Source organism: Klebsiella sp. Q11 (assembly GCF_964241505.1).
Taxonomy (GTDB): Bacteria; Pseudomonadota; Gammaproteobacteria; order Enterobacterales; family Enterobacteriaceae; genus Klebsiella; species Klebsiella michiganensis.
In genome coordinates this window covers 197,036-217,460 of the sequence record NZ_CAXSXW010000001.1, presented here as the reverse complement: position 1 = coordinate 217,460, position 20,425 = coordinate 197,036, and the positions used below count along the sequence as shown (strand labels likewise).

Below are 20,425 nucleotides of genomic sequence, written 5' to 3'. Positions count from 1 at the left end.
TCCCGTTAGCGCGTTAAGCGGGCTAGTCTGTTTTCAATTTTTTCCAGCGCGTCGCGACAGCGGGCCAGGCGCCCGGTATAGGCTTCAACTTCCTTTGCCAGCCGCTGCTGGTCATCAAGGCTAATGGCTTGCGCCAGTCGTCTTTGTCGGTCGTTGCGCATGGCCAGCAGGCGCCGTTCATACTCCTGATGCTGTAGACGTCGGCGCTGCCAGCGGCTAAGCGTTGGCGACGCGCTATCCCAGGCGCGTAATGACCAGGTCGCCGTTTCCCGGTTAATCGCGGCGATTTGAGCAACGAGACGTTCCGCCAGCCAGGCGACCTGCGCAAGCTGCTGGCGTTCGGCCGCCTGTTTTAACGCCGTTAAGCCGTCTCTGGCCTCATTGAGATAAGCCTGCATCTGCGTGCTGCGGGTACGGAACAGCTGACGATCGAAGCGCGGGCTGAGGGTCGCGTGATTGGCCATGGGCGCCACCTGAGCGGCCAGCTCCGCAAGCTGGTTTTCCAGTGAATGTAAAAGCCGGGCGGTTTTCAAATAACTCCTCCATCCCCTGATAAGCAACTGTGCTACATTAGCGTTATCTTCGTGATAACGATTCGCATTATGCCACGTATTATTTTGATCATCATTGGCTGGCTGGCGGTAGCGCTGGGAACGCTGGGCGTGTTTTTACCGCTACTGCCGACGACGCCGTTTATCCTGCTTGCCGCCTGGTGCTTTGCGCGCTCGTCGCCGCGCTTTCACCACTGGCTTTTGTATCGCTCATGGTTTGGCGGCTACCTGCGTCACTGGCAGAAATACCGCGCCATGCCGCCGGGCGCGAAGCCGCGGGCGGTCGCGATGATTTTGCTGACCTTTGCCATTTCGCTGTGGCTGGTTAATCTTACCTGGGTGCGCATCTTGCTGCTGATCATTCTGACCTGTCTGCTGATATTTATGTGGCGCATTCCGGTGGTTGATGCAAAGCAACAAAAGCACTGATGCGCAATAATGATGGTTGCAATTGTCGCTGACAGCCAGTAAATTCTGGCGTTTTCGAGCGCGGGTAAGCCTGGTCAAAGGTTAAACAAAAGTTTCTTTGGCCCATTTGGCATGCCCGTGAGTAACACCGTTTTAATCAGGCATACACTTATGACCGCAACAGCACAGCAGCTTGAATATCTGAAGAACAGCATCCAAAGCATCCAGGACTATCCGAAACCTGGCATCCTTTTCCGTGATGTCACCAGCTTGCTGGAAGACCCGAAGGCCTACGCGCTCAGCATTGAGCTGCTGGCCGAGCGTTATAAAGACGCGGGGATTACCAAAGTGGTGGGCACCGAGGCGCGTGGCTTCTTATTTGGCGCACCGGTTGCGCTGGCGCTGGGCGTAGGCTTTGTTCCGGTACGCAAGCCGCGTAAGCTGCCGCGTGAAACTATCGCAGAAAGCTACGAGCTTGAGTACGGCACCGATCAGCTGGAAATCCATGTCGATGCGATCAAAGAAGGCGATAAAGTCCTGGTGGTTGACGATCTGCTGGCAACCGGCGGCACCATTGACGCCACCGTGAAGCTTATTCGTCGCCTGGGCGGTGAAGTGCACGATGCGGCCTTTATTATTAATCTGTTCGATCTGGGCGGCGAGCAGCGCCTGGAAAAACTGGGAATCAACTGCTATAGCCTGGTCCCTTTCCCGGGCCACTAAGCAAATCCCGCCACATAGCCTCGCTGATTGAGCGGGGCTGTGATAGCATGACCCCTCGTGATTTCACCTTCCAGCGTTTCAGAGCCAGCCCATGAGTTATCAGGTCTTAGCCCGTAAATGGCGCCCACAAACCTTTGCTGACGTCGTCGGCCAGGAACATGTGCTGACCGCACTGGCGAACGGCTTGTCGTTAGGGCGCATTCACCACGCATATCTTTTTTCCGGTACCCGCGGAGTCGGTAAAACCTCTATCGCGCGCCTGTTGGCAAAAGGATTAAACTGCGAAACCGGCATTACCGCCACGCCGTGCGGCGTCTGCGATAACTGCCGTGAAATAGAACAGGGGCGCTTTGTCGATCTGATTGAGATCGATGCCGCCTCGCGCACCAAAGTCGAAGATACCCGCGATCTGCTGGATAACGTCCAGTACGCGCCGGCCCGCGGTCGCTTCAAGGTCTATCTGATCGATGAAGTCCATATGCTTTCGCGCCACAGCTTCAATGCGTTGTTAAAAACGCTGGAGGAGCCCCCGGCGCACGTTAAATTTCTGCTGGCGACGACCGATCCGCAGAAGCTGCCGGTGACTATTCTTTCCCGCTGCCTGCAGTTCCATCTTAAGGCGCTGGACGTCGAACAGATTCGCCATCAGCTGGAGCATATTCTCGGCGCCGAGCAGATCGTTTTTGAACCGCGCGCGCTGCAGCTGCTGTCGCGCGCGGCGGACGGTAGCCTGCGCGATGCGTTAAGCCTGACCGATCAGGCCATTGCCAGCGGCGACGGTCGCCTGACGGCTGAATCCGTCAGCACCATGCTCGGCACCCTTGAGGACGATCAGGCGCTTTCGCTGATTGAGGCGCTGGTGGCTGCCGACGGCGAGCGGGTCATGGCCGGCGTCAATGAGGCTGCCGCCCGCGGCGTGGAGTGGGAGGCCTTGCTGGTGGAAATGCAAAGCCTGCTGCACCGTATTGCGATGGTTCAGCTCTCGCCGTCGGCGCTGGGAACGGATATGGCCGCGATTGAGCTGCGCATGCGCGAGCTGGCGCGGACGGTGCCGCCAACCGATGTTCAGCTGTACTATCAAACGCTACTGATTGGCCGCAAAGAGCTTCCGTACGCCCCGGACAGACGAATGGGCGTCGAGATGACGCTTCTGCGTGCGCTGGCTTTCCATCCGCGTATGCCGCTGCCGGAACCGGAGGCGCCGCCGGTGCAGGCTATTCAGACCGCACCGGCCCAGCAGGCTGTCCCGGCATCCGCGCCGCCGTCACCGCCGCCGAATTTGCCGCAGACCACCAGCCAGGTGCTGGCGGCCCGCAGCCAGCTGCAGCGTAGCCAGGGAGCGCCCACCCCAAAAAAGAGTGAACCGGCAGCCGCTTCCCGCGCGCGGCCGGTGAATAACGCTGCGCTGGAACGACTGAGTTCAATTACCGAACGCGTACAGGCGCGTCCGGCGGCGGCTGCGCTGGAGAAAGCGCCGGCGAAAAAGGAAGCCTATCGCTGGAAATCGACGACGGTTGTTGAAGCCATAAAAGAAGAAGTGGCGACGCCGAAGGCGCTGAAAAAAGCGCTGGAGCATGAAAAAACGCCGGAACTGGCGGCAAAGCTGGCAGTCGAAGCGGTCGAGCGCGATAGCTGGGCGGCGGAAGTCAGCCGGCTTGCGGTACCCAAACTGGTGGAGCAGGTCGCCCTGAACGCCTGGAAAGAGCAGGAGGGCAATCGCGTCTGCCTGCATCTGCGTCCGAGCCAGCGTCACCTGAATTCGGCGGGCGCGCAGCAAAAGCTGGCGGAAGCGCTCGGTATTTTGTACGGTACGCCGGTTGAATTGACCATCGTGGAAGATGATAATCCCGCGATGCGCACGCCGCTTGAGTGGCGGCAGGCAATTTATGAAGAAAAGCTCGCGCAGGCGCGTGAAGCGATTATTGCGGATAATAACATTCAGACGCTGCGTCGATTCTTCGATGCGGACCTGGATGAAGAGAGTATTCGCCCCATTTGATTGCAAGTCTGACTTGCGGTCAGCATCCTTAACGATGACTTACTGAGAGAGAAGCCTATGTTTGGTGGAAAAGGCGGTCTGGGTAACCTGATGAAGCAGGCCCAGCAGATGCAAGAAAAAATGCAGCAGATGCAGGAAGAAGTGGCCCGGCTGGAAGTGACCGGTGAATCCGGCGCAGGCCTGGTAAAAGTCACCATCAACGGCGCGCACAACTGCCGTCGCGTTGAGATCGACCCGAGCCTGCTGGAAGACGACAAAGAGATGCTGGAAGATCTGGTGGCTGCCGCGTTTAACGACGCCGCCCGCCGCATTGAAGAGACGCAGAAAGAAAAAATGGCGTCCGTGTCCGCCGGTATGCAGCTGCCGCCAGGCTTTAAGATGCCGTTCTGATGCAGACCAGTCCGCTGTTAACGCAGCTTATGGAAGCACTGCGCTGCCTGCCGGGCGTCGGCCCGAAGTCGGCGCAGCGCATGGCGTTTACCCTGCTGCAGCGCGACCGCAGCGGCGGAATGCGCCTGGCGCAGGCGCTAACGCGCGCGATGTCGGAAATCGGCCACTGCGCCGATTGCCGTACCTTCACCGAGCAGGAGGTGTGCAATATTTGCAGCAACCCTCGGCGCAAGGAAAACGGCCAGATCTGCGTGGTAGAGAGCCCAGCGGATATCTACGCTATCGAGCAGACCGGGCAGTTTTCCGGTCGCTACTTTGTGCTGATGGGCCACCTGTCGCCGCTTGACGGTATCGGGCCGGATGACATTGGGCTCGATCGTCTGGAACAGCGTCTGCGTGACGAATCGATGCAGGAAGTGATCCTCGCGACCAACCCAACGGTAGAAGGGGAGGCGACGGCCAATTATATCGCCGAGCTCTGCGCGCAGTATGGCGTAGACGCGAGCCGTATCGCCCATGGCGTACCGGTCGGCGGCGAGCTGGAGATGGTTGACGGCACGACGCTATCCCACTCGCTCGCCGGGCGGCATAAGATTCGTTTTTAATCAAACGGAGGCGCTTTTCGGGGCCTCCGCTTGAAAACTTCTCCCTCTGTCCCCATCTCACCCTCAACGGTTTTTTTACCATTAACAATGGCATTGTTGAGGTTGATTTAGATGAAAGGACAAGAAACTCGTGGTTTTCAGTCAGAGGTCAAGCAGCTTCTGCACCTGATGATCCATTCTCTTTATTCCAATAAAGAAATTTTCCTGCGTGAGCTGATTTCCAACGCCTCCGATGCGGCCGACAAGCTGCGCTTCCGCGCGCTGTCCCAGCCGGATCTGTACGAAGGCGACGGCGAGCTGCGCGTGCGTGTTTCATTTGATAAAGACAACCGCACCCTGACCATCGCCGATAACGGCATTGGTATGAATCGCGATGAGGTCATCGACCATCTCGGCACCATCGCCAAGTCCGGCACCAAAGCGTTCCTTGAGTCCATGGGCTCTGACCAGGCGAAAGACAGCCAGCTGATTGGCCAGTTCGGCGTGGGCTTCTATTCGGCGTTTATTGTTGCCGATAAAGTTACCGTCCGTACCCGCGCGGCGGGCGACAGCGCCGAAAACGGCGTCTTCTGGGAATCCGCTGGCGAAGGCGAATATACCGTTGCCGACATTAACAAAGCCGATCGCGGTACCGAGATCACGCTGCACCTGCGCGAAGGCGAGGACGATTTCCTCAACGACTGGCGCGTGCGTTCGATCATCAGCAAATACTCCGATCACATTGCGCTGCCGGTGGAAATTGAAAAGCGCGAAGACGTTGACGGCGAAACCGTCATTAGCTGGGAAAAAATTAACAAAGCCCAGGCGCTGTGGACGCGCAATAAGTCGGAAATCAAAGACGACGAATACAACGAGTTTTATAAGCACATTGCCCACGATTACAGCGATCCGCTGACCTGGAGCCACAACCGCGTTGAAGGTAAGCAGGAGTACACCAGCCTGCTGTATATCCCGTCGCAGGCGCCGTGGGATATGTGGAATCGCGATCATAAACACGGCCTGAAGCTGTACGTGCAGCGCGTCTTCATCATGGATGACGCCGAGCAGTTTATGCCGAACTACCTGCGTTTCGTCCGCGGCCTGGTCGACTCTAACGATCTGCCGCTGAACGTGTCGCGTGAAATCCTTCAGGACAGCAGCGTCACCCGCAATCTGCGTACCGCGCTGAGCAAACGCGCCCTGCAGATGCTGGAAAAACTGGCGAAAGACGACGCGGAAAAATATCAGACCTTCTGGCAACAGTTTGGCCTCGTGCTGAAAGAGGGGCCGGCGGAAGATCAGGCTAACCAGCAGGCCATCGCCAAACTGCTGCGTTTCGCCAGCACCCATACCGACTCCGCCGCGCAGACCGTGTCGCTGGAAGAGTACGTCTCCCGCATGAAAGAAGGGCAGGAGAAGATTTACTACATTACCGCCGACAGCTACGCCGCCGCGAAAAGCAGCCCGCATCTGGAACTGCTGCGTAAGAAAGGCATTGAAGTGCTGCTGCTTTCCGATCGCATCGACGAGTGGATGATGAGCTATCTGACCGAGTTCGACGGTAAGCCGTTCCAGTCGGTGGCGAAAGCCGATGAGTCGCTGGATAAGCTGACGGACGAAGTGGATGAAACCACTAAAGAAGCCGAGAAGGCGCTGGAGCCGTTCGTTGAGCGTGCCAAAACGCTGCTTGGCGACCGGGTGAAAGAGGTTCGTCTGACCCATCGTCTGACCGATACGCCGGCCATCGTCACCACCGACGCGGATGAAATGAGCACCCAGATGGCAAAACTGTTTGCCGCTGCGGGCCAGGCCGCGCCGGAAGTGAAGTACATCTTTGAACTGAACCCGCTGCATCCGCTGGTAAAACGCGCGGCGGATACCCAGGATGATGCGCAGTTCGGCGAGTGGGTTGAGCTGCTGCTCGATCAGGCGCTGCTGGCCGAGCGCGGTACGCTGGAAGATCCGAACCAGTTTATCCGCCGCATGAACCAGCTGCTGGCGTCGTAATCTTTACCCTCACTCTACCCCTCTCCCGCTGGGAGAGGGCCGGGGTGAGGGCATCAAACCGCACTCTACGTAAAATATCTCACCATTAACCGTTTCAGCCGCCCCGCCTTCCTTGAGCCATCCGCGTTCTGGTGGTATGGTTTAGCGTTTTTTGAAAAATTGAATCAACTTTTGAGGGGATTTTCGTAATGCGTATTATTCTGCTTGGCGCTCCGGGCGCGGGTAAAGGGACTCAGGCTCAGTTCATCATGGAGAAATACGGTATTCCGCAAATCTCCACCGGCGACATGCTGCGTGCCGCGGTGAAGTCAGGCTCCGAGCTGGGCAAACAGGCGAAAGATATTATGGACGCCGGTAAGCTGGTCACCGACGAACTGGTTATCGCCCTGGTCAAAGAGCGTATTACTCAGGAAGATTGCCGCAACGGTTTTCTGCTGGACGGCTTCCCGCGCACCATTCCGCAGGCTGACGCCATGAAAGAAGCGGGTATCACCGTGGATTACGTGCTGGAATTCGATGTTCCTGACGAACTGATCGTTGACCGCATCATCGGGCGTCGCGTTCACGCAGCTTCCGGCCGCGTTTACCACATCAAATTTAATCCGCCGAAAGTTGAAGGCAAAGACGACGTGACCGGCGAAGAGCTGACCACCCGTAAAGACGATCAGGAAGAGACCGTGCGTAAGCGTCTGGTTGAATATCATCAGATGACGGCTCCGCTGATCGGCTACTATCAGAAAGAAGCCGAAGCGGGCAATACCCAGTACGCGAAAGTCGATGGCACCAAAGCGGTGGCCGACGTTCGCGTTGAACTGGAAAAAATCCTCGGTTAATTCCGTTAGTTCTCATCCCGCAGCGGCGGGGTGAGAACTCCTCTCATTTTACCTTTTTCTATGATTGGTTCCGTTTAGCGCCATTTCAGCTACAATTGTCAGCGATTCAAATGGTTAAGAGGCGGTAATGCATCAGACGAAAACAGGTATCTTATTAGCCAATTTAGGCACTCCCGATGCGCCCACGCCCGACGCGGTAAAGCGCTATCTACGACAGTTTCTTAGCGATCGGCGCGTGGTGGATACCTCCCGTCTACTGTGGTGGCCGCTGCTGCGCGGCGTGATACTGCCCCTGCGCGCCCCCAGGGTCGCTAAGCTCTATCAGTCCATCTGGATGGAAGATGGCTCGCCGCTGATGGTCTATAGCCAGCAGCAGCGGCAGGCGCTGGCCGCGCGGCTTCCGGATACGCCGGTGGCGCTGGGGATGAGCTACGGTTCGCCGTCGCTGGAGAGCGCGGTTGATGAACTGCTGGAGCAGGGCGTGGATCACATCGTGGTGCTACCGCTCTATCCGCAGTACTCCTGCTCCACCGTGGCGGCGGTCTGGGATGAACTAGGGCGTATCCTTGCCAAAAAGCGCGCCATCCCCGGCATCTCTTTTATTCGCGACTACGCCGATGACGTGGACTATATTCACGCGCTGGCCGCCAGCGTGCGCGCGTCCTTTGCGGTGCACGGTGAGCCAGATTTACTGCTGCTCTCCTATCATGGCATCCCTCAGCGGTACGCCCAGCAAGGGGATACCTATCCTCAGCGCTGCCGCGATACCACCCGTGAGCTGGTTTCAGCCCTGGGGCTGCCGCCTGACCGGGTGATGATGACGTTCCAGTCGCGCTTTGGTCGTGAGCCCTGGCTGACGCCCTACACCGACGAAACGCTGAAAATGCTCGGTGAGAAAGGGGTGAAGCATATTCAGGTTATCTGCCCCGGCTTTTCCGCCGATTGCCTGGAGACGCTGGAGGAGATCGCGGTGCAGAACCGGGAAATCTTCCTCGAAGCCGGCGGCCAGCAATATGAGTACATTCCGGCGCTTAATGCGGACACCGCGCATATTGAAATGATGGTCAACCTGACGGCGAAATATCGCTGATCGCGCGTGCGGCGGGGAGTATGCTACTATTCCCCGCTTGTTCACTGTCAATAAATCGCCACTATGAAATTTCCCGGTAAACGCAAATCCAAACACTATTTTCCCGTCAACGCTCGCGATCCGCTGCTGCAGCAAATTCAGCCGGACAATGAGTCTAACGTCGCCTGGGTGGTCGGCATCGATCAAACCCTGGTCGATATCGAAGCGAAAGTGGATGAGGCGTTTATCGTACGCTACGGCCTGAGCGCCGGGCATTCGCTGGTGATTGAAGACGATGTCGCCGAAGCGCTGTATCAGGAACTGGTTCGCAATGACCTGATTACCCACCAGTTTGCCGGCGGCACCATCGGTAACACCATGCATAACTACTCGGTGCTGGCGGATGACCGTTCGGTTCTGCTTGGCGTCATGTGCAGCAATATTGAAATCGGCGGCTACGCCTACCGCTACCTGTGCAACACCTCCAGCCGTACCGATCTGAACTACCTGCAGGGGGTGGATGGGGCGATTGGGCGCTGCTTTACGCTGATTAGCGACTCCGGCGAGCGCACCTTTGCGATCAGCCCCGGGCATATGAACAAGCTCCGTCCGGAAAGCATTCCGGAAAGCGTCATCGCCGGCGCCTCCGCGCTGGTGCTGACCTCCTATCTCGTGCGCTGCAAGCCGGGCGAGCCGATGCCGGACGCGACGATGCAGGCCATCGCATATGCGAAAAAGCACGATGTACCGGTGGTCCTGACTCTGGGGACCAAATACGTTATCGCCGATAATCCGGCGTGGTGGCAGGCGTTCCTCAAGGAGCACGTCTCTATTCTGGCGATGAACGAAGAGGAGGCGGAAGCGCTGACCGGACTATCCGATCCGCTGCTGGCTTCCGACAAGGCGCTGGAGTGGGTTGACCTGGTACTGTGCACCGCCGGGCCTGCCGGGCTGTATATGGCCAGTTTTACCGAGGATGAGGCTAAGCGCAAAACGCAGCATCCGCTGCTGCCGGGCGCGATTGCCGAGTTTAACCAGTATGAATTCAGCCGCGCGATGCGCCATCAGGATTGCGAAAATCCGCTGCGTATTTATTCGCATATCGCACCCTATATGGGCGGGCCGGAGAAGATCATGAATACCAACGGCGCGGGCGACGGCGCGCTGGCGGCGCTGCTGCACGATATCACCGCCAATAACTATCATCGCAACAACGTGCCGAACTCCAGCAAGCACAAATGCAAGTGGCTGACCTATTCCTCGCTGGCGCAGGTGTGTAAATACGCTAACCGCGTGAGCTATCAGGTGCTGAACCAGCACTCGCCGCGTCTGACCCGCGGCCTGCCGGAGCGTGAAGATAGCCTGGAAGAGGCTTACTGGGATCGCTAAGCCGGTAAGTAAAGCCGGCCCCGAGAAGTCGGGGCCGGAAGCATTAACCGGTAATAAGCTCGCCTGCTGGCGGCGTTTCGAGCAGCTGCAGCATGGCGCGGGCGATTTCCCGCTCGCCCATCACCACCTGGTTGGCGCCGCGTTCAACGATATACTCCACTTCATCGTCGTAGTGGGCGCGCGCGATGATCTCGATATTCGGGCACTTCTCGCGCGCGGAAGCCACGATTTCCCCGGCTTCATAGCCGTTAGGGATGGTCAGCAGCAGCCAGCGGGCGCAGTCCAGATGCGCCAGATTCATAATCTCTTCATTGGCGGCGTTGCCTAATACCGCGCGAATACCGCGTGCGCGCAGTTCGTCAACGCGGGTACGCGAGGTTTCGATAACCACCAGCGGCACGCCCTGCGCCATCAGTTTTTCACCGAGCAGGCTCCCGACGCGACCGAAACCGACCAGCAGCGCGTGGTTACAGATATCGACGGGGATCTGTTTCTCATCTTCAAGCACTTCTTCCAGCGTCTGTTCGTCCAGCGTCTCCGTTTTATCGAGATATTTTTCCAGCAGGGTAAACAGGACCGGGTTGAGCATGATGGAGATAATGGCGCCGGCAAGCACCAGGTTTTGCCCGGCCTGCGGCAGCAGATCCAGCGCCATTCCCAGCCCGGCGAGAATAAAGGCAAATTCACCGATTTGCGCCAGGCTGGCGGCAATGGTCAGCGCGGTGCGCGGCGAGTGGCCGAACATTCGTACCAGGAAGAAGGCGGCGGCCGATTTACCGAAAATAATGATGACCAGCGTCGCCAGCACCGCCAGCGGCTGATCGATCAGGATCATCGGGTCAAACAGCATTCCCACGGAAACAAAGAACAGTACGGCGAAGGCGTCGCGCAGCGGCAGGGTATCGTGGGCCGCGCGATGGCTGAGCTCGGATTCATTGAGCACCATACCGGCGAAAAAGGCGCCGAGGGCGAAGGAGACGTCAAACAGCTCAACGGCGCCGAAGGCGATGCCGAGCGCTAACGCCAGCACCGACAGCGTAAACAGCTCGCGCGAGCCGGTTGCCGCGCTGCGTGACATAATCCACGGCACCAGGCGGCGGCCGACCAGCATCATTATGGCGATAAAGGCAACGACTTTACCGATGGTAATGCCCATATCGAGGGCCAGGGTAGCCAGGCCAACGTCGCCTTTCTCGGTCATGCCGGCGACCGCCGGCAGCAGCACCAGCGTCAGCACCATCACCAGATCTTCCACAATCAGCCAGCCGATGGCGATTTGCCCCCGCTGGCTATCAATAAGCTGTCGTTCTTCCAGCGCGCGCAGCAGCACCACGGTACTGGCGGTAGAAAGACACAGACCAAAAACGATCCCGGTCATTAACGACCAGCCCAGCATGGCAGAGAGCGCCATACCCAACAGCGTCGCCACGGCGATCTGGGCGATTGCCCCCGGAATAGCGATGGCCTTGACCGCCATCAAATCTTTTAAGGAGAAATGCAGACCCACGCCGAACATCAGCAGGATCACGCCAAGCTCGGCCAGCTCCGGCGCCAGCTTGGTATCAGCAACGAAACCTGGAGTAAAAGGTCCGGCCAGCACGCCCGCTAATAAATATCCCACCAGAGGAGAAATACGTAGCTTATTGGCAATCATGCCGAGAATAAAGGCGAGCACAAGGCCGCCGACAATGGTGGTGATTAGCGGTGTTGCGTGGTGCATTCCGTCTCCTTGCAGTGGTGAGCTGATCCATTTTCGGCATATACCCGTCATACTTCAATTTGCATGGGCGTTGGCTTTCCTCGCTCACCCCAGTCACTTACTTCAGTAAGCTCCAGGGGATTCCCTGCGTCGCCGCCTTCCTGCAACTTGAATTATTTAGGGTATAAAACCAAAAAACCGAATAATAGTTTATGACAATTTCAGCGGTTTTGTTTATGAATAATCGTTGAATTTTGCAGAAAGATGGAATTGGCATGCAAAAAAGCACGGACCGCAAAATGGCAGCAGCTTATGCGGGGTAATGCTGGTGGAGTAAGGGATTGAGGCAGCCAAAGTTACACTTTGGCTGCCGAAGAATCAGGACTTTTGGTGGTTGTCAGGCAGAAATATCGTCAGGATGCCAATCAGTGGCAGGAAAGCGCAGATTTTATAGACCAGTTCGATACTGGTATGGTCAGCTAACAGCCCCAGCACCGCGGCGCCAAGGCCACCCATGCCAAAAGCGAATCCGAAGAACAAACCAGAAACCATGCCAATCCGCCCCGGCAACAGCTCCTGAGCGTAGACCAGAATGGCGGAAAAAGCCGACGCGAGGATAAAACCAATTATCACCGTTAAAATGCCGGTCCATTCCAGCGATGCGTAGGGTAAAACAAGAGTAAACGGCGCTACGCCAAGGATAGAGCCCCAAATAACATATTTTCGCCCAATCTTATCGCCTACAGGCCCGCCAATCACCGTTCCCGCCGCGACGGCAAAAAGGAAAGCAAACAGATGAAACTGCGCGTTTTGCACCGATAATCCAAACTTTTGCATCAGATAAAAGGTGTAATAGCTGCTGATGCTCGCCATGTAGAAGTATTTTGAGAAAATCAGCAGCAAAAGAATGCTAACCGCCAGAATGACTTTGTTTTTCGGCAATGGATTGACAATGACCGCTTTGGGTTTACCTTTGTTCATACGGTGCTGAGCGGCATACCAGCGGCTGATCTGCACCAGCACGACGATCGCCAGCAGCGCCGCCAGGACAAACCAGCCAACGTTACCTTTGCCGTAGGGCGCGATAATCAGGGCCGCAAGCAGCGGGCCTAACGAACTGCCAAAGTTGCCGCCGACCTGGAATATCGACTGCGCCAGGCCATGGCGACCGCCGGAGGCCATTCGCGCCACGCGTGAAGACTCCGGGTGAAAGACCGAAGAGCCGGTACCGACCAGCGCGGCAGCCAGCAGAACCATCCCGAAGCTCCCGGAAAGCGCCAGCAGCACCAGACCGCTTAAGGTAAAGCACATGCCTATCGGTAGCGACCACGGCATCGGGTGTTTGTCGGTCAGATAGCCGACGACCGGCTGCAGCAGCGATGAGGCCAGCTGGAAGGTGAGGGTAATCATCCCTATCTGCACAAAGGTCAGCGAAAACTCGGCCTGCAGCAGCGGGTAGATAGCCAGAATAAGCGATTGGATCATATCGTTTAGCAAATGCGAGAGGCTGATAGCGCCGAGAATGCGAAACGAGGTGCGTGCTTTTTGCGGCGCAGCAGCAGGGCCGGATAAGGGTTGTGCGGTCTGATTCATTGCCATAGGTTCGCTTAAGTATCTTTTATAGAGGATGCAGGTGGAATTATTATCTGCCTAACATACCTGCCCCTAAGGTTTGAAGGAAGTCGCAATTCTGAAAACATATTTGTCTAATCGGCTAACTCGCTATACTTTCGGCACTTGTCATTTCGTCAGGGAGAGAAATATGCATTTTATGAAGCAAGGCGTTGCGCTGGCGCTATTCACGGCGTTATCGCTGGGGAGCCTGTCTGCGCAGGCTTATGAGCAGGATAAAACCTATAAAATTACCATCCTGCATACTAACGATCATCATGGCCACTTCTGGCGCAGCGACTACGGCGAATACGGGCTGTCGGCACAAAAAACGCTGGTGGACGGCATTCGCAAAGAGGTGGCGGCAGAGGGCGGCAGCGTGCTGCTGCTATCCGGCGGCGATATCAACACCGGCGTGCCGGAATCCGACTTACAGGACGCGGAACCCGATTTTCGCGGGATGAACCTGATTGGCTATGATGCGATGGCGGTGGGCAATCACGAGTTTGATAACCCCCTTAGCGTACTGCGTCAGCAGGAAAAATGGGCGAAGTTCCCGTTCCTCTCCGCCAATATTTACCAGAAAAGCACCGGCGAGCGTCTGTTTAAGCCGTGGGCGCTGTTCAAACGCGGCGGGCTGAATATTGCGGTTATCGGCCTGACGACCGACGATACGGCCAAAATTGGTAACCCTGAGTTCTTTACGGATATCGAGTTCCGCAAACCGGCGGAAGAGGCCAAACTCGTTATCCAGGAGCTGCAGCAGAATGAAAAACCGGACGTCATTCTGGCCACCACCCACATGGGCCATTATGACAACGGCGCCCACGGCTCGAATGCGCCGGGCGACGTCGAGATGGCGCGCAGCCTGCCGGCAGGTTCGCTGGCGATGATCGTCGGCGGCCACTCGCAGGACCCGGTATGCATGGCCTCTGAGAATAAAAAACAGGTGGATTACGTTCCGGGCAGCCCGTGCGCGCCGGACAAGCAGAACGGTATCTGGATCGTCCAGGCCCATGAGTGGGGCAAATATGTGGGCCGCGCCGACTTCGAATTCCGCAACGGCGAAATGAAGCTGGTGCACTATCAGCTGATCCCGGTCAACCTGAAGAAAAAGGTCACTTACGACAACGGCGAGAGCGAGCGCGTGCTCTATACGCCGCAAATCGCCGAAAATCCGCAGATGCTCTCCCTGCTGACGCCGTTCCAGAATAAGGGCAAAACGCAGCTGCAGGTCAAAATCGGTAGCGTAAACGCGCACCTGGAGGGCGATCGCAGCAAAGTGCGTTTTGTGCAAACCAATATGGGACGTCTGCTGCTGGCGGCGCAAATGGCGCGCAGCAATGCCGATTTCGCGGTGATGAGCGGCGGCGGAGTGCGTGATTCGATTGAAGCGGGCGATATCACCTATAAAGACGTGATGAAGGTACAGCCTTTCGGCAACGTGCTGGTGTATGTCGATATGAGCGGTAAGGAAGTGACGGAGTATCTGACCGCCGTGGCGCAGATGAAGCCCGATTCTGGCGCCTATCCGCAGTTTGCCAACGTCGGTTTTGTGGCCAAAGACGGTAAGCTTAATAATTTGACCATCAAAGGCGAACCGGTCGATCCGGCGAAGACCTACCGTATGGCGACCCTGAGCTTTAACGCCACCGGCGGCGATGGCTACCCGCATATTGATACCAAGCCCGGCTATGTGAATACCGGCTTCATCGACGCGGAGGTGCTGAAAGAGTATATCCAGAAAAACTCACCGCTGGACGCGGCAGCTTATGAACCGAAAGGCGAGGTAAGCTGGCAGTAACGTCAGAGCAGCGCCCCGGTGGCGCTGCGCTTAACGGGGCTACAGGTCTGAGCGGATTTGGATTTTGTAGCCCGGACAAGGCGCGTCAGCGCCGCCTCCGGGAGTGTCCTCAGACGAAAAACCGTCAATTAATCGCGACGCGCGATATCGGCGAATTTTGCCTCAAGGATCTTCGCCAGATCGCTGGCCGCCAGCTCAATATCCAGCCCGCGTTTGCCGCCGGAAATATAGATGGTGGCAAACGACTGGGCCGGCGCGTCAATCACCGTCGGCAGGCGTTTTTTCTGCCCAAGCGGGCTGATCCCGCCCACCAGATAGCCGGTGACCCGCTGTGCGACCATCGGGTCTGCCATATCGACTTTCTTAGCGCCTAAAGCCTTCGCCACCTTTTTCAAATCCAGCTGACCCGCTACCGGCGTCACCGCGACGGCCAGATGCTTCATGTCGCCGTTGACGGCGACCAGCAGCGTTTTATAGACCTGGTCTGCGTTGAGCCCCAGCTTACGCACCACCTCATCGCCAAAATTGGTTTCATTCGGATCGTGATCGTAGCTGTGAATGTGAAAACTAATTTTGTTTTTTTCGAGTAATTTTACGGCGGGAGTCATCGTTATCCTTCTTACCAACCGATTTAATGTGACATAAGCATACGCCCGACGGCTGTCTAAAAAATAGTATCATCTTGCGCAATAGTATTGGCAGTGATGGTCACTTTGAGCGACAATCAGACGATCCGGGGCGCGAACCCCGGAATAATAATAATGATGAAATTCCTCTTTGACGGGCCAATAGCAATATTGGCCATTTTTTTACGTCAGCATGTCCGGCAGATTTCCTTCCCCGTACAAATGAAGCGCCCCTACGGCAACCACGTAGCGCCCCGGCGGCAGCGCCAGCAGCGTTTCGCGCCAGGCGAGATTGCGCTGATGCATCAGCACATCATACAGCGACTGGCTAAACGTTGTCGGCAGCGAGGTTGCGCCCGTTGACGGCGGCTGCTCCAGCCACCAGCCGATCATCACCTGCAGCAGACGCGCATTCGTGCGCCAGTGGGTGAGGGTATCCTCCAGCAGCGCCAGGCCGCCGTCGGGCAGATCCCGCAGCAGCGCTATCTGGCTGTCGGCTCCCTCCAGCTCCATCACGCGGATATTGCTCTCGCGCGCCGCCATCAGCAGTTGATAATCAATGCCGTAATCCGCCCTTAGCCCCAGTTTTTGCGCCTGAGTCGCCTGCAATACCATCGCCACCTGCCACAGCGGCTGGCTGTCGAACAGCGCGATGGACAGCCCCATTTCTCCTGCCCGCTCTTGCAGTTCAGCAAGCAGGGAGGCGCTCAGGCGTTCCGCCAGCGGCGGACAGGAGGGGAGGTTGCTGAACGGCGTTTCGCTGCCGCTAATATCCGCTTCCACAATCAGCGCATCGGCCTGGCGGATCTTTTTTAATAACCTGGCGGGCGGCGGCGACATGTCGCGGGTGCCCATATGAATACTGCCGACCAGGTGCAGATAGCGCTCGCCGGGAAGCGTGATATCCAGCGCGGGCCAGGAATAAGATGAGCCGACGGCGGCTTGCCACAGCATTTTTATTCGGTTTAACAGGCCCATACGTGCTCCGTAGTGTGAGGAAGCCATGCTAGCGCGCGGGGGGCTGGGGCGCAAGGGGACTCAACGTGCGCGACGGAAGAGGCGTTTTGCAATGTCACGAAAATAACAAAAAAATTTGATGTTCTCTTTTTCGTCATTTCTGTAATGGCGTTTTGAAATTAATTATCACTTAAAAAACAATGGAATGACTATTTATAACGTGAATGACTATGGTTTTTTTTTCTCAAATATTCCTCTGTTGTGATAATAAAATAAAAAATCTGTAACAAAAAATAAACAAAACGCTTCTATATTGGCCCCTTCAATTTTTGGGGGGAGTGACATGCGTAACTGGAGTGAGCCTAAAAAGAATAAAGCCCATATCGAGCTGATCCCGATGATCGATGTGATGATGTTTCTACTGGTTTTCTTTGTCCTGATTAGCCTGAATGTGATCCCGGCTCTGGGCTTGAAAACGCAGCTGCCGTCGGCCGGCAGCGCCCAACAGCTTAAACCGCAAAAAAAAGCCATTATCACCCTCGGCATCGGCGACCAGCTGCAGCTTGATGGCCAGCCGCTGCCCCTGAATGCGCTGGTCAATACCCTGAAGCAACAGCAGCAGGAAAACCAAACCACCACCATTATCGTGAACAGCGATAAAGAGGTTGCGGTGGAACGCCTGATCGCCGTGATGGATACCCTGCGTCAGGGTGGTTTCTTCTCCATTTCCATTGCCACACGGAAGCAGTGATATGTATCTGCTTTATCGCTCACGTCACGTTGTTAGCTGGCTACCCGCCCTTGTCGTCGCCGGATGTTTACTGTTTGTCAGCCAGCAGGCAGTGCTGCAGGTCAAACCGCATTACGACGATACGGTCATGGAACTGTCGCTGGCTGAACCCGAACCGCCGCAGCCGGAGCCTGTCCCGGAACCGCAGCCGGAAATACCGCCGCAAATTCAACCTGAGCCGGAACCGGAGGCGGTCGCTGAACCCGTCGTTTCTGCGCCAGAACCCATTATCCAGGCCAAACCGGTTGTTAAACCGAAAGCCAAACCCAGGCCCAAACCGGTTGTGAAGGAAAAAGCGCCGAAACCGCAGGCGATCGCGGCTCCGCAGCCCGCCGCCGTTCGTAGTCCGGTGAGTAAACCGGCCCCGCCGCCTTCTCCCCCGGCGCCGAAGGCGAACGCGCAGGCGGTGGAAAACGGCTATCTGCAGGCGCTGCGCCGGGAGCTGGAGCAGCGCAAGCGCTACCCGAGCGGCCGTCAGGCTTCGCTGGAGCGCCCGCAGGGCAACGTGGAGGTCTGGCTGGAGGTTGACCGCAGCGGCAGAGTGCTGGCTTCCGGTATTGCCAGCAGGGCGCCGAACATGCTGCTCAATCGCGCTGCGCTTAGTTCCCTGCAAAGCATCAGCCAGCTGAAGCCCTTTCCTGAAGAGGCTTTTGCCGGACAAAGCAGCAAAAAATTTACCGCGACGTTTAATTACCAGGCGCCATAAGCCTAATTAATCATTTGTTTTTACAGGAAAAGAAATGAAAAACTTTAATTATTCTAGGATTGCGTTAGCCGTGGTGTCGGCCCTGTTATCGGGGTCCTCGCTGGCGGCGGAAAGCAGCGACGTGGGGGAGATTAACGTTAAGGGGCAATCGCTCGGCGGCGGTCTGATGGTGCAGGAAGACAGCGGCAAAGCGCGTTCCACCCTGACCAAAGAGGCGATGGAAAAAGCCCCCGGCGCCAGCAACGCTATCGACATGCTGAAATATACGCCGGGAATGAACGTCAACAGCAATGACGCCAGCGGCCTGAGCGGTATCGACTACACCATGCGCGGGATGAACTCGGATCAGATCGGCCTGTCGATGGACGGCATCCCGATTAACGACTCGGGCAACTATGCGGTCTACCCCAACCTGCTGGGCGACGCGGAAAACCTTGAGCAGATCTTTGTCACCCAGGGCTCTTCCGAGGCTGACGGCCCGCATATTGGTTCCAGCGGCGGTAATATTGGCCTTGTGACAAAGCGTCCCTCAAAGGAGTTTGGCGGCTTCGTCAAACAAACGCTCGGCAGCCATAACCTCAGCAAAACTTTCGCTCGTCTGGAGACCGGGGAGTACAACGGTTTTAGCAACTGGCTCTCGTACTCACATACTGAAGCCAAAAAATGGCGCGGGGAGGGGCGTAATTATTCCGATAAGTTCGAAATGAACTCGCTGTACGAGGATGGCAACGGCAACAGCAGCAACCTGATCATGAAGTATAACCGTCAGGATAACAGCAACTATAACACCCTGAGTAAAGCGCAGTTCGAAGAAGACCCGCGTCAGGACTACTCGACCACCCCGGTCTACAACAGCAAAGGTCAGCTGAGCAAATATTACAAGCTGAACCGTAATCCGTTTGAAACCTTCACCCTCTCTTTTGCCCAGCGCTTACAGCTGCGCGATAACCTCGCGTTGACCGTTCAGCCCTATTACTACTGGGGTAACGGCGGCAGCTTTACCGGACAAACGGCCTCGGTGCTGTCCAATACGTCTGATACCGCCGGACAGTACGATCTCAGCAACCTGACTTCCAATACCTACTACCGGCCTTCGTGGACCCAGACCTGGCGGCCGGGCGTTACCACGAAATTGAAGTGGGATATTAACGACGAACACAGCCTGGATATTGGCTACTGGTACGAGCGCGCGCGTCAGTCGCAGACCCAGCCGTTTATTAGCATTCAGGACGATGGCAACCCGGCGAACGTTTCCGGCAAACCGGGCGGTTCCGATCAGGTTAAAGATGCGAACGGCAATACGGTACAGGGGCGTAACCAGTACACGGTGACTCCTGCGCACAAAGTATGGCTTCAGGACAGCTGGTTCGTGACGCCGGACTGGACGCTGGTGGGCGGGCTGGCTTATCAGTATGTTGAACGTAAAGGCGATAATAAAGGCAGCCTGTATAGCGCTGCGGAAAAACGCCAGGCGACCTACCATGAATTCCTGCCGAACTTTAGCATCAGCTATAAGCCGGATAGCGAAAATCAGCTGTTCTATAACCTGACGCGCAACATGCGTACGCCACCCAACTACGTGCTCTACAACGTCGGCGACTCGATCAGCACCAAACCTGAGCTGAGCTGGAACCACGAGCTGGGCTGGCGTTTTCAGCGCGAAGATATGCTGCTGAGCGCGACGCTCTTCTATATGCGCTATACCGACCGGCAGATTTCGACCACCAATGCGGATGGTGACTACGAAATGATGAACATCGGCAGCGTGGAGAGTAAAGGTCTGGAGCTGGAGTGGAGCGGTAAGCTGCCGTACAACTTCAACTACTACACCTCTTATACCTACACCCATTCCGAACAAAAAGACGACATTGTGAGCAACGGCGGACATCCGCTGCCAACGGCGGGCAAAACGGTGCCAAACGTACCGAAAAACATGCTTAACGCGTCGCTGGGCTATGACGATGGTCTCTACTACGGCAGCTTCGGCGGCAAATACGTCAGTTCGTTCTACGGCGATTTGACCAACGACGAAAAAATCGGCGGGCGCACGGTCTTTGATGTCGCCGCGGGCGTGCATCTGCCGGTGGATAAAAAGATTGTCAAAAGCGCCACCCTGCGCTTTGGCATCGATAACCTGTTCGATAAACAGTACCTGACCTCCGTCCGCTCGACGACTTTTAACGCGGCGGCTTACGACGGCGTGAAGGCCAGTACCCCGTACTACAACGTTGGCGAAGAGCGCACCTTTAGCGTCTCGCTGGAAGCAACCTTTTAATTAA

General features: G+C 56.7%; 18 protein-coding genes and 1 other annotated feature. Of the genes, 13 read left to right on the top strand and 5 right to left on the bottom strand.

Annotated elements, in window-relative coordinates:
* Positions 1 to 5: 5 nt before the first annotated feature.
* Positions 6 to 533 carry a primosomal replication protein N'' gene (gene priC, locus ACESQ2_RS00955; RefSeq protein ID WP_025107143.1) on the bottom strand — a complete coding sequence of 176 codons (528 nt, stop codon included), beginning with the start codon at positions 531 to 533 and terminating at the stop codon, positions 6 to 8.
* A gap of 69 nt (positions 534 to 602) precedes the next feature.
* Here priC and ACESQ2_RS00950 point away from each other — a divergent pair, with 69 nt between their 5' ends.
* The 9 genes from ACESQ2_RS00950 to ACESQ2_RS00910 all read left to right on the top strand — a co-directional run bounded on the left by ACESQ2_RS00950 (position 603) and on the right by ACESQ2_RS00910 (position 9,953).
* Positions 603 to 980: a DUF454 family protein gene (locus ACESQ2_RS00950; RefSeq protein WP_004848353.1), complete on the top strand. Its 378-nt coding sequence runs from the start codon at positions 603 to 605 to the stop codon at positions 978 to 980.
* Between the two features lie 150 nt (positions 981 to 1,130).
* Positions 1,131 to 1,682, top strand: coding sequence for an adenine phosphoribosyltransferase (apt, locus tag ACESQ2_RS00945; RefSeq protein ID WP_004099669.1), 552 nt, complete (start codon positions 1,131 to 1,133; stop codon positions 1,680 to 1,682).
* Positions 1,683 to 1,773: 91 nt separating this feature from the next.
* Positions 1,774 to 3,681 (top strand): DNA polymerase III subunit gamma/tau, encoded by a 1,908-nt coding sequence (gene dnaX, locus ACESQ2_RS00940; protein WP_373170100.1) that lies wholly within the window; start codon positions 1,774 to 1,776, stop codon positions 3,679 to 3,681.
* Positions 3,014 to 3,078, top strand: a sequence feature (DnaX frameshifting element). It overlaps the preceding gene by 65 nt.
* Positions 3,682 to 3,738: 57 nt before the next feature.
* Positions 3,739 to 4,071, top strand: coding sequence for a YbaB/EbfC family nucleoid-associated protein (locus ACESQ2_RS00935; RefSeq protein WP_004099673.1), 333 nt, complete (start codon positions 3,739 to 3,741; stop codon positions 4,069 to 4,071).
* On the top strand, positions 4,071 to 4,676 hold the full coding sequence (recR, locus tag ACESQ2_RS00930) for a recombination mediator RecR (protein WP_004129946.1): 606 nt from the start codon (positions 4,071 to 4,073) through the stop codon (positions 4,674 to 4,676). The genes ACESQ2_RS00935 and recR overlap by 1 nt, the downstream gene beginning before the upstream one ends.
* A gap of 111 nt (positions 4,677 to 4,787) precedes the next feature.
* Entirely contained in the window at positions 4,788 to 6,662 is a 1,875-nt protein-coding gene (gene htpG, locus ACESQ2_RS00925; RefSeq protein ID WP_009653565.1) for a molecular chaperone HtpG, read from the top strand.
* Positions 6,663 to 6,850: 188 nt separating this feature from the next.
* On the top strand, positions 6,851 to 7,495 hold the full coding sequence (gene adk, locus ACESQ2_RS00920) for an adenylate kinase (RefSeq protein WP_004848363.1): 645 nt from the start codon (positions 6,851 to 6,853) through the stop codon (positions 7,493 to 7,495).
* A 127-nt stretch (positions 7,496 to 7,622) separates the two neighbouring features.
* Positions 7,623 to 8,585: a ferrochelatase gene (hemH, locus tag ACESQ2_RS00915; protein ID WP_004129953.1), complete on the top strand. Its 963-nt coding sequence runs from the start codon at positions 7,623 to 7,625 to the stop codon at positions 8,583 to 8,585.
* Between the two features lie 63 nt (positions 8,586 to 8,648).
* Positions 8,649 to 9,953 carry an inosine/guanosine kinase gene (locus tag ACESQ2_RS00910; RefSeq protein WP_004137947.1) on the top strand — a complete coding sequence of 435 codons (1,305 nt, stop codon included), beginning with the start codon at positions 8,649 to 8,651 and terminating at the stop codon, positions 9,951 to 9,953.
* Positions 9,954 to 9,996: 43 nt separating this feature from the next.
* Here ACESQ2_RS00910 and ybaL read toward each other — a convergent pair whose 3' ends face one another.
* Complete coding sequence (gene ybaL / locus ACESQ2_RS00905) at positions 9,997 to 11,673, bottom strand: YbaL family putative K(+) efflux transporter (RefSeq protein ID WP_014228214.1); 1,677 nt, start codon at positions 11,671 to 11,673, stop codon at positions 9,997 to 9,999.
* A gap of 357 nt (positions 11,674 to 12,030) precedes the next feature.
* A complete protein-coding gene (locus ACESQ2_RS00900) occupies positions 12,031 to 13,251 on the bottom strand; it encodes an MFS transporter (protein ID WP_373170099.1) in 1,221 nt (406 codons plus the stop codon).
* A 163-nt stretch (positions 13,252 to 13,414) separates the two neighbouring features.
* Between ACESQ2_RS00900 and ushA the strand changes: the two genes are divergently transcribed.
* Entirely contained in the window at positions 13,415 to 15,067 is a 1,653-nt protein-coding gene (ushA, locus tag ACESQ2_RS00895; protein WP_373170098.1) for a bifunctional UDP-sugar hydrolase/5'-nucleotidase UshA, read from the top strand.
* Positions 15,068 to 15,195: 128 nt separating this feature from the next.
* Here the strand turns inward: ushA and ybaK are convergent, their stop codons facing one another.
* Complete coding sequence (gene ybaK, locus ACESQ2_RS00890) at positions 15,196 to 15,675, bottom strand: Cys-tRNA(Pro)/Cys-tRNA(Cys) deacylase YbaK (RefSeq protein ID WP_014228216.1); 480 nt, start codon at positions 15,673 to 15,675, stop codon at positions 15,196 to 15,198.
* 201 nt (positions 15,676 to 15,876) lie between these two features.
* Complete coding sequence (locus ACESQ2_RS00885; protein WP_014228217.1) at positions 15,877 to 16,671, bottom strand: TraB/GumN family protein; 795 nt, start codon at positions 16,669 to 16,671, stop codon at positions 15,877 to 15,879.
* Between the two features lie 322 nt (positions 16,672 to 16,993).
* Here ACESQ2_RS00885 and ACESQ2_RS00880 point away from each other — a divergent pair, with 322 nt between their 5' ends.
* The 3 genes from ACESQ2_RS00880 to ACESQ2_RS00870 are packed head-to-tail and all read left to right on the top strand — an operon-like array spanning position 16,994 to position 20,421.
* Positions 16,994 to 17,401, top strand: a complete 408-nt coding sequence (locus tag ACESQ2_RS00880; RefSeq protein ID WP_025107137.1) for a biopolymer transporter ExbD — start codon at positions 16,994 to 16,996, stop codon at positions 17,399 to 17,401.
* A 1-nt stretch (position 17,402) separates the two neighbouring features.
* Positions 17,403 to 18,146, top strand: coding sequence for an energy transducer TonB (locus ACESQ2_RS00875; protein ID WP_025107136.1), 744 nt, complete (start codon positions 17,403 to 17,405; stop codon positions 18,144 to 18,146).
* A gap of 34 nt (positions 18,147 to 18,180) precedes the next feature.
* A complete protein-coding gene (locus ACESQ2_RS00870; RefSeq protein WP_368768366.1) occupies positions 18,181 to 20,421 on the top strand; it encodes a TonB-dependent receptor family protein in 2,241 nt (746 codons plus the stop codon).
* The last annotated feature ends 4 nt before the right edge of the window (positions 20,422 to 20,425 follow it).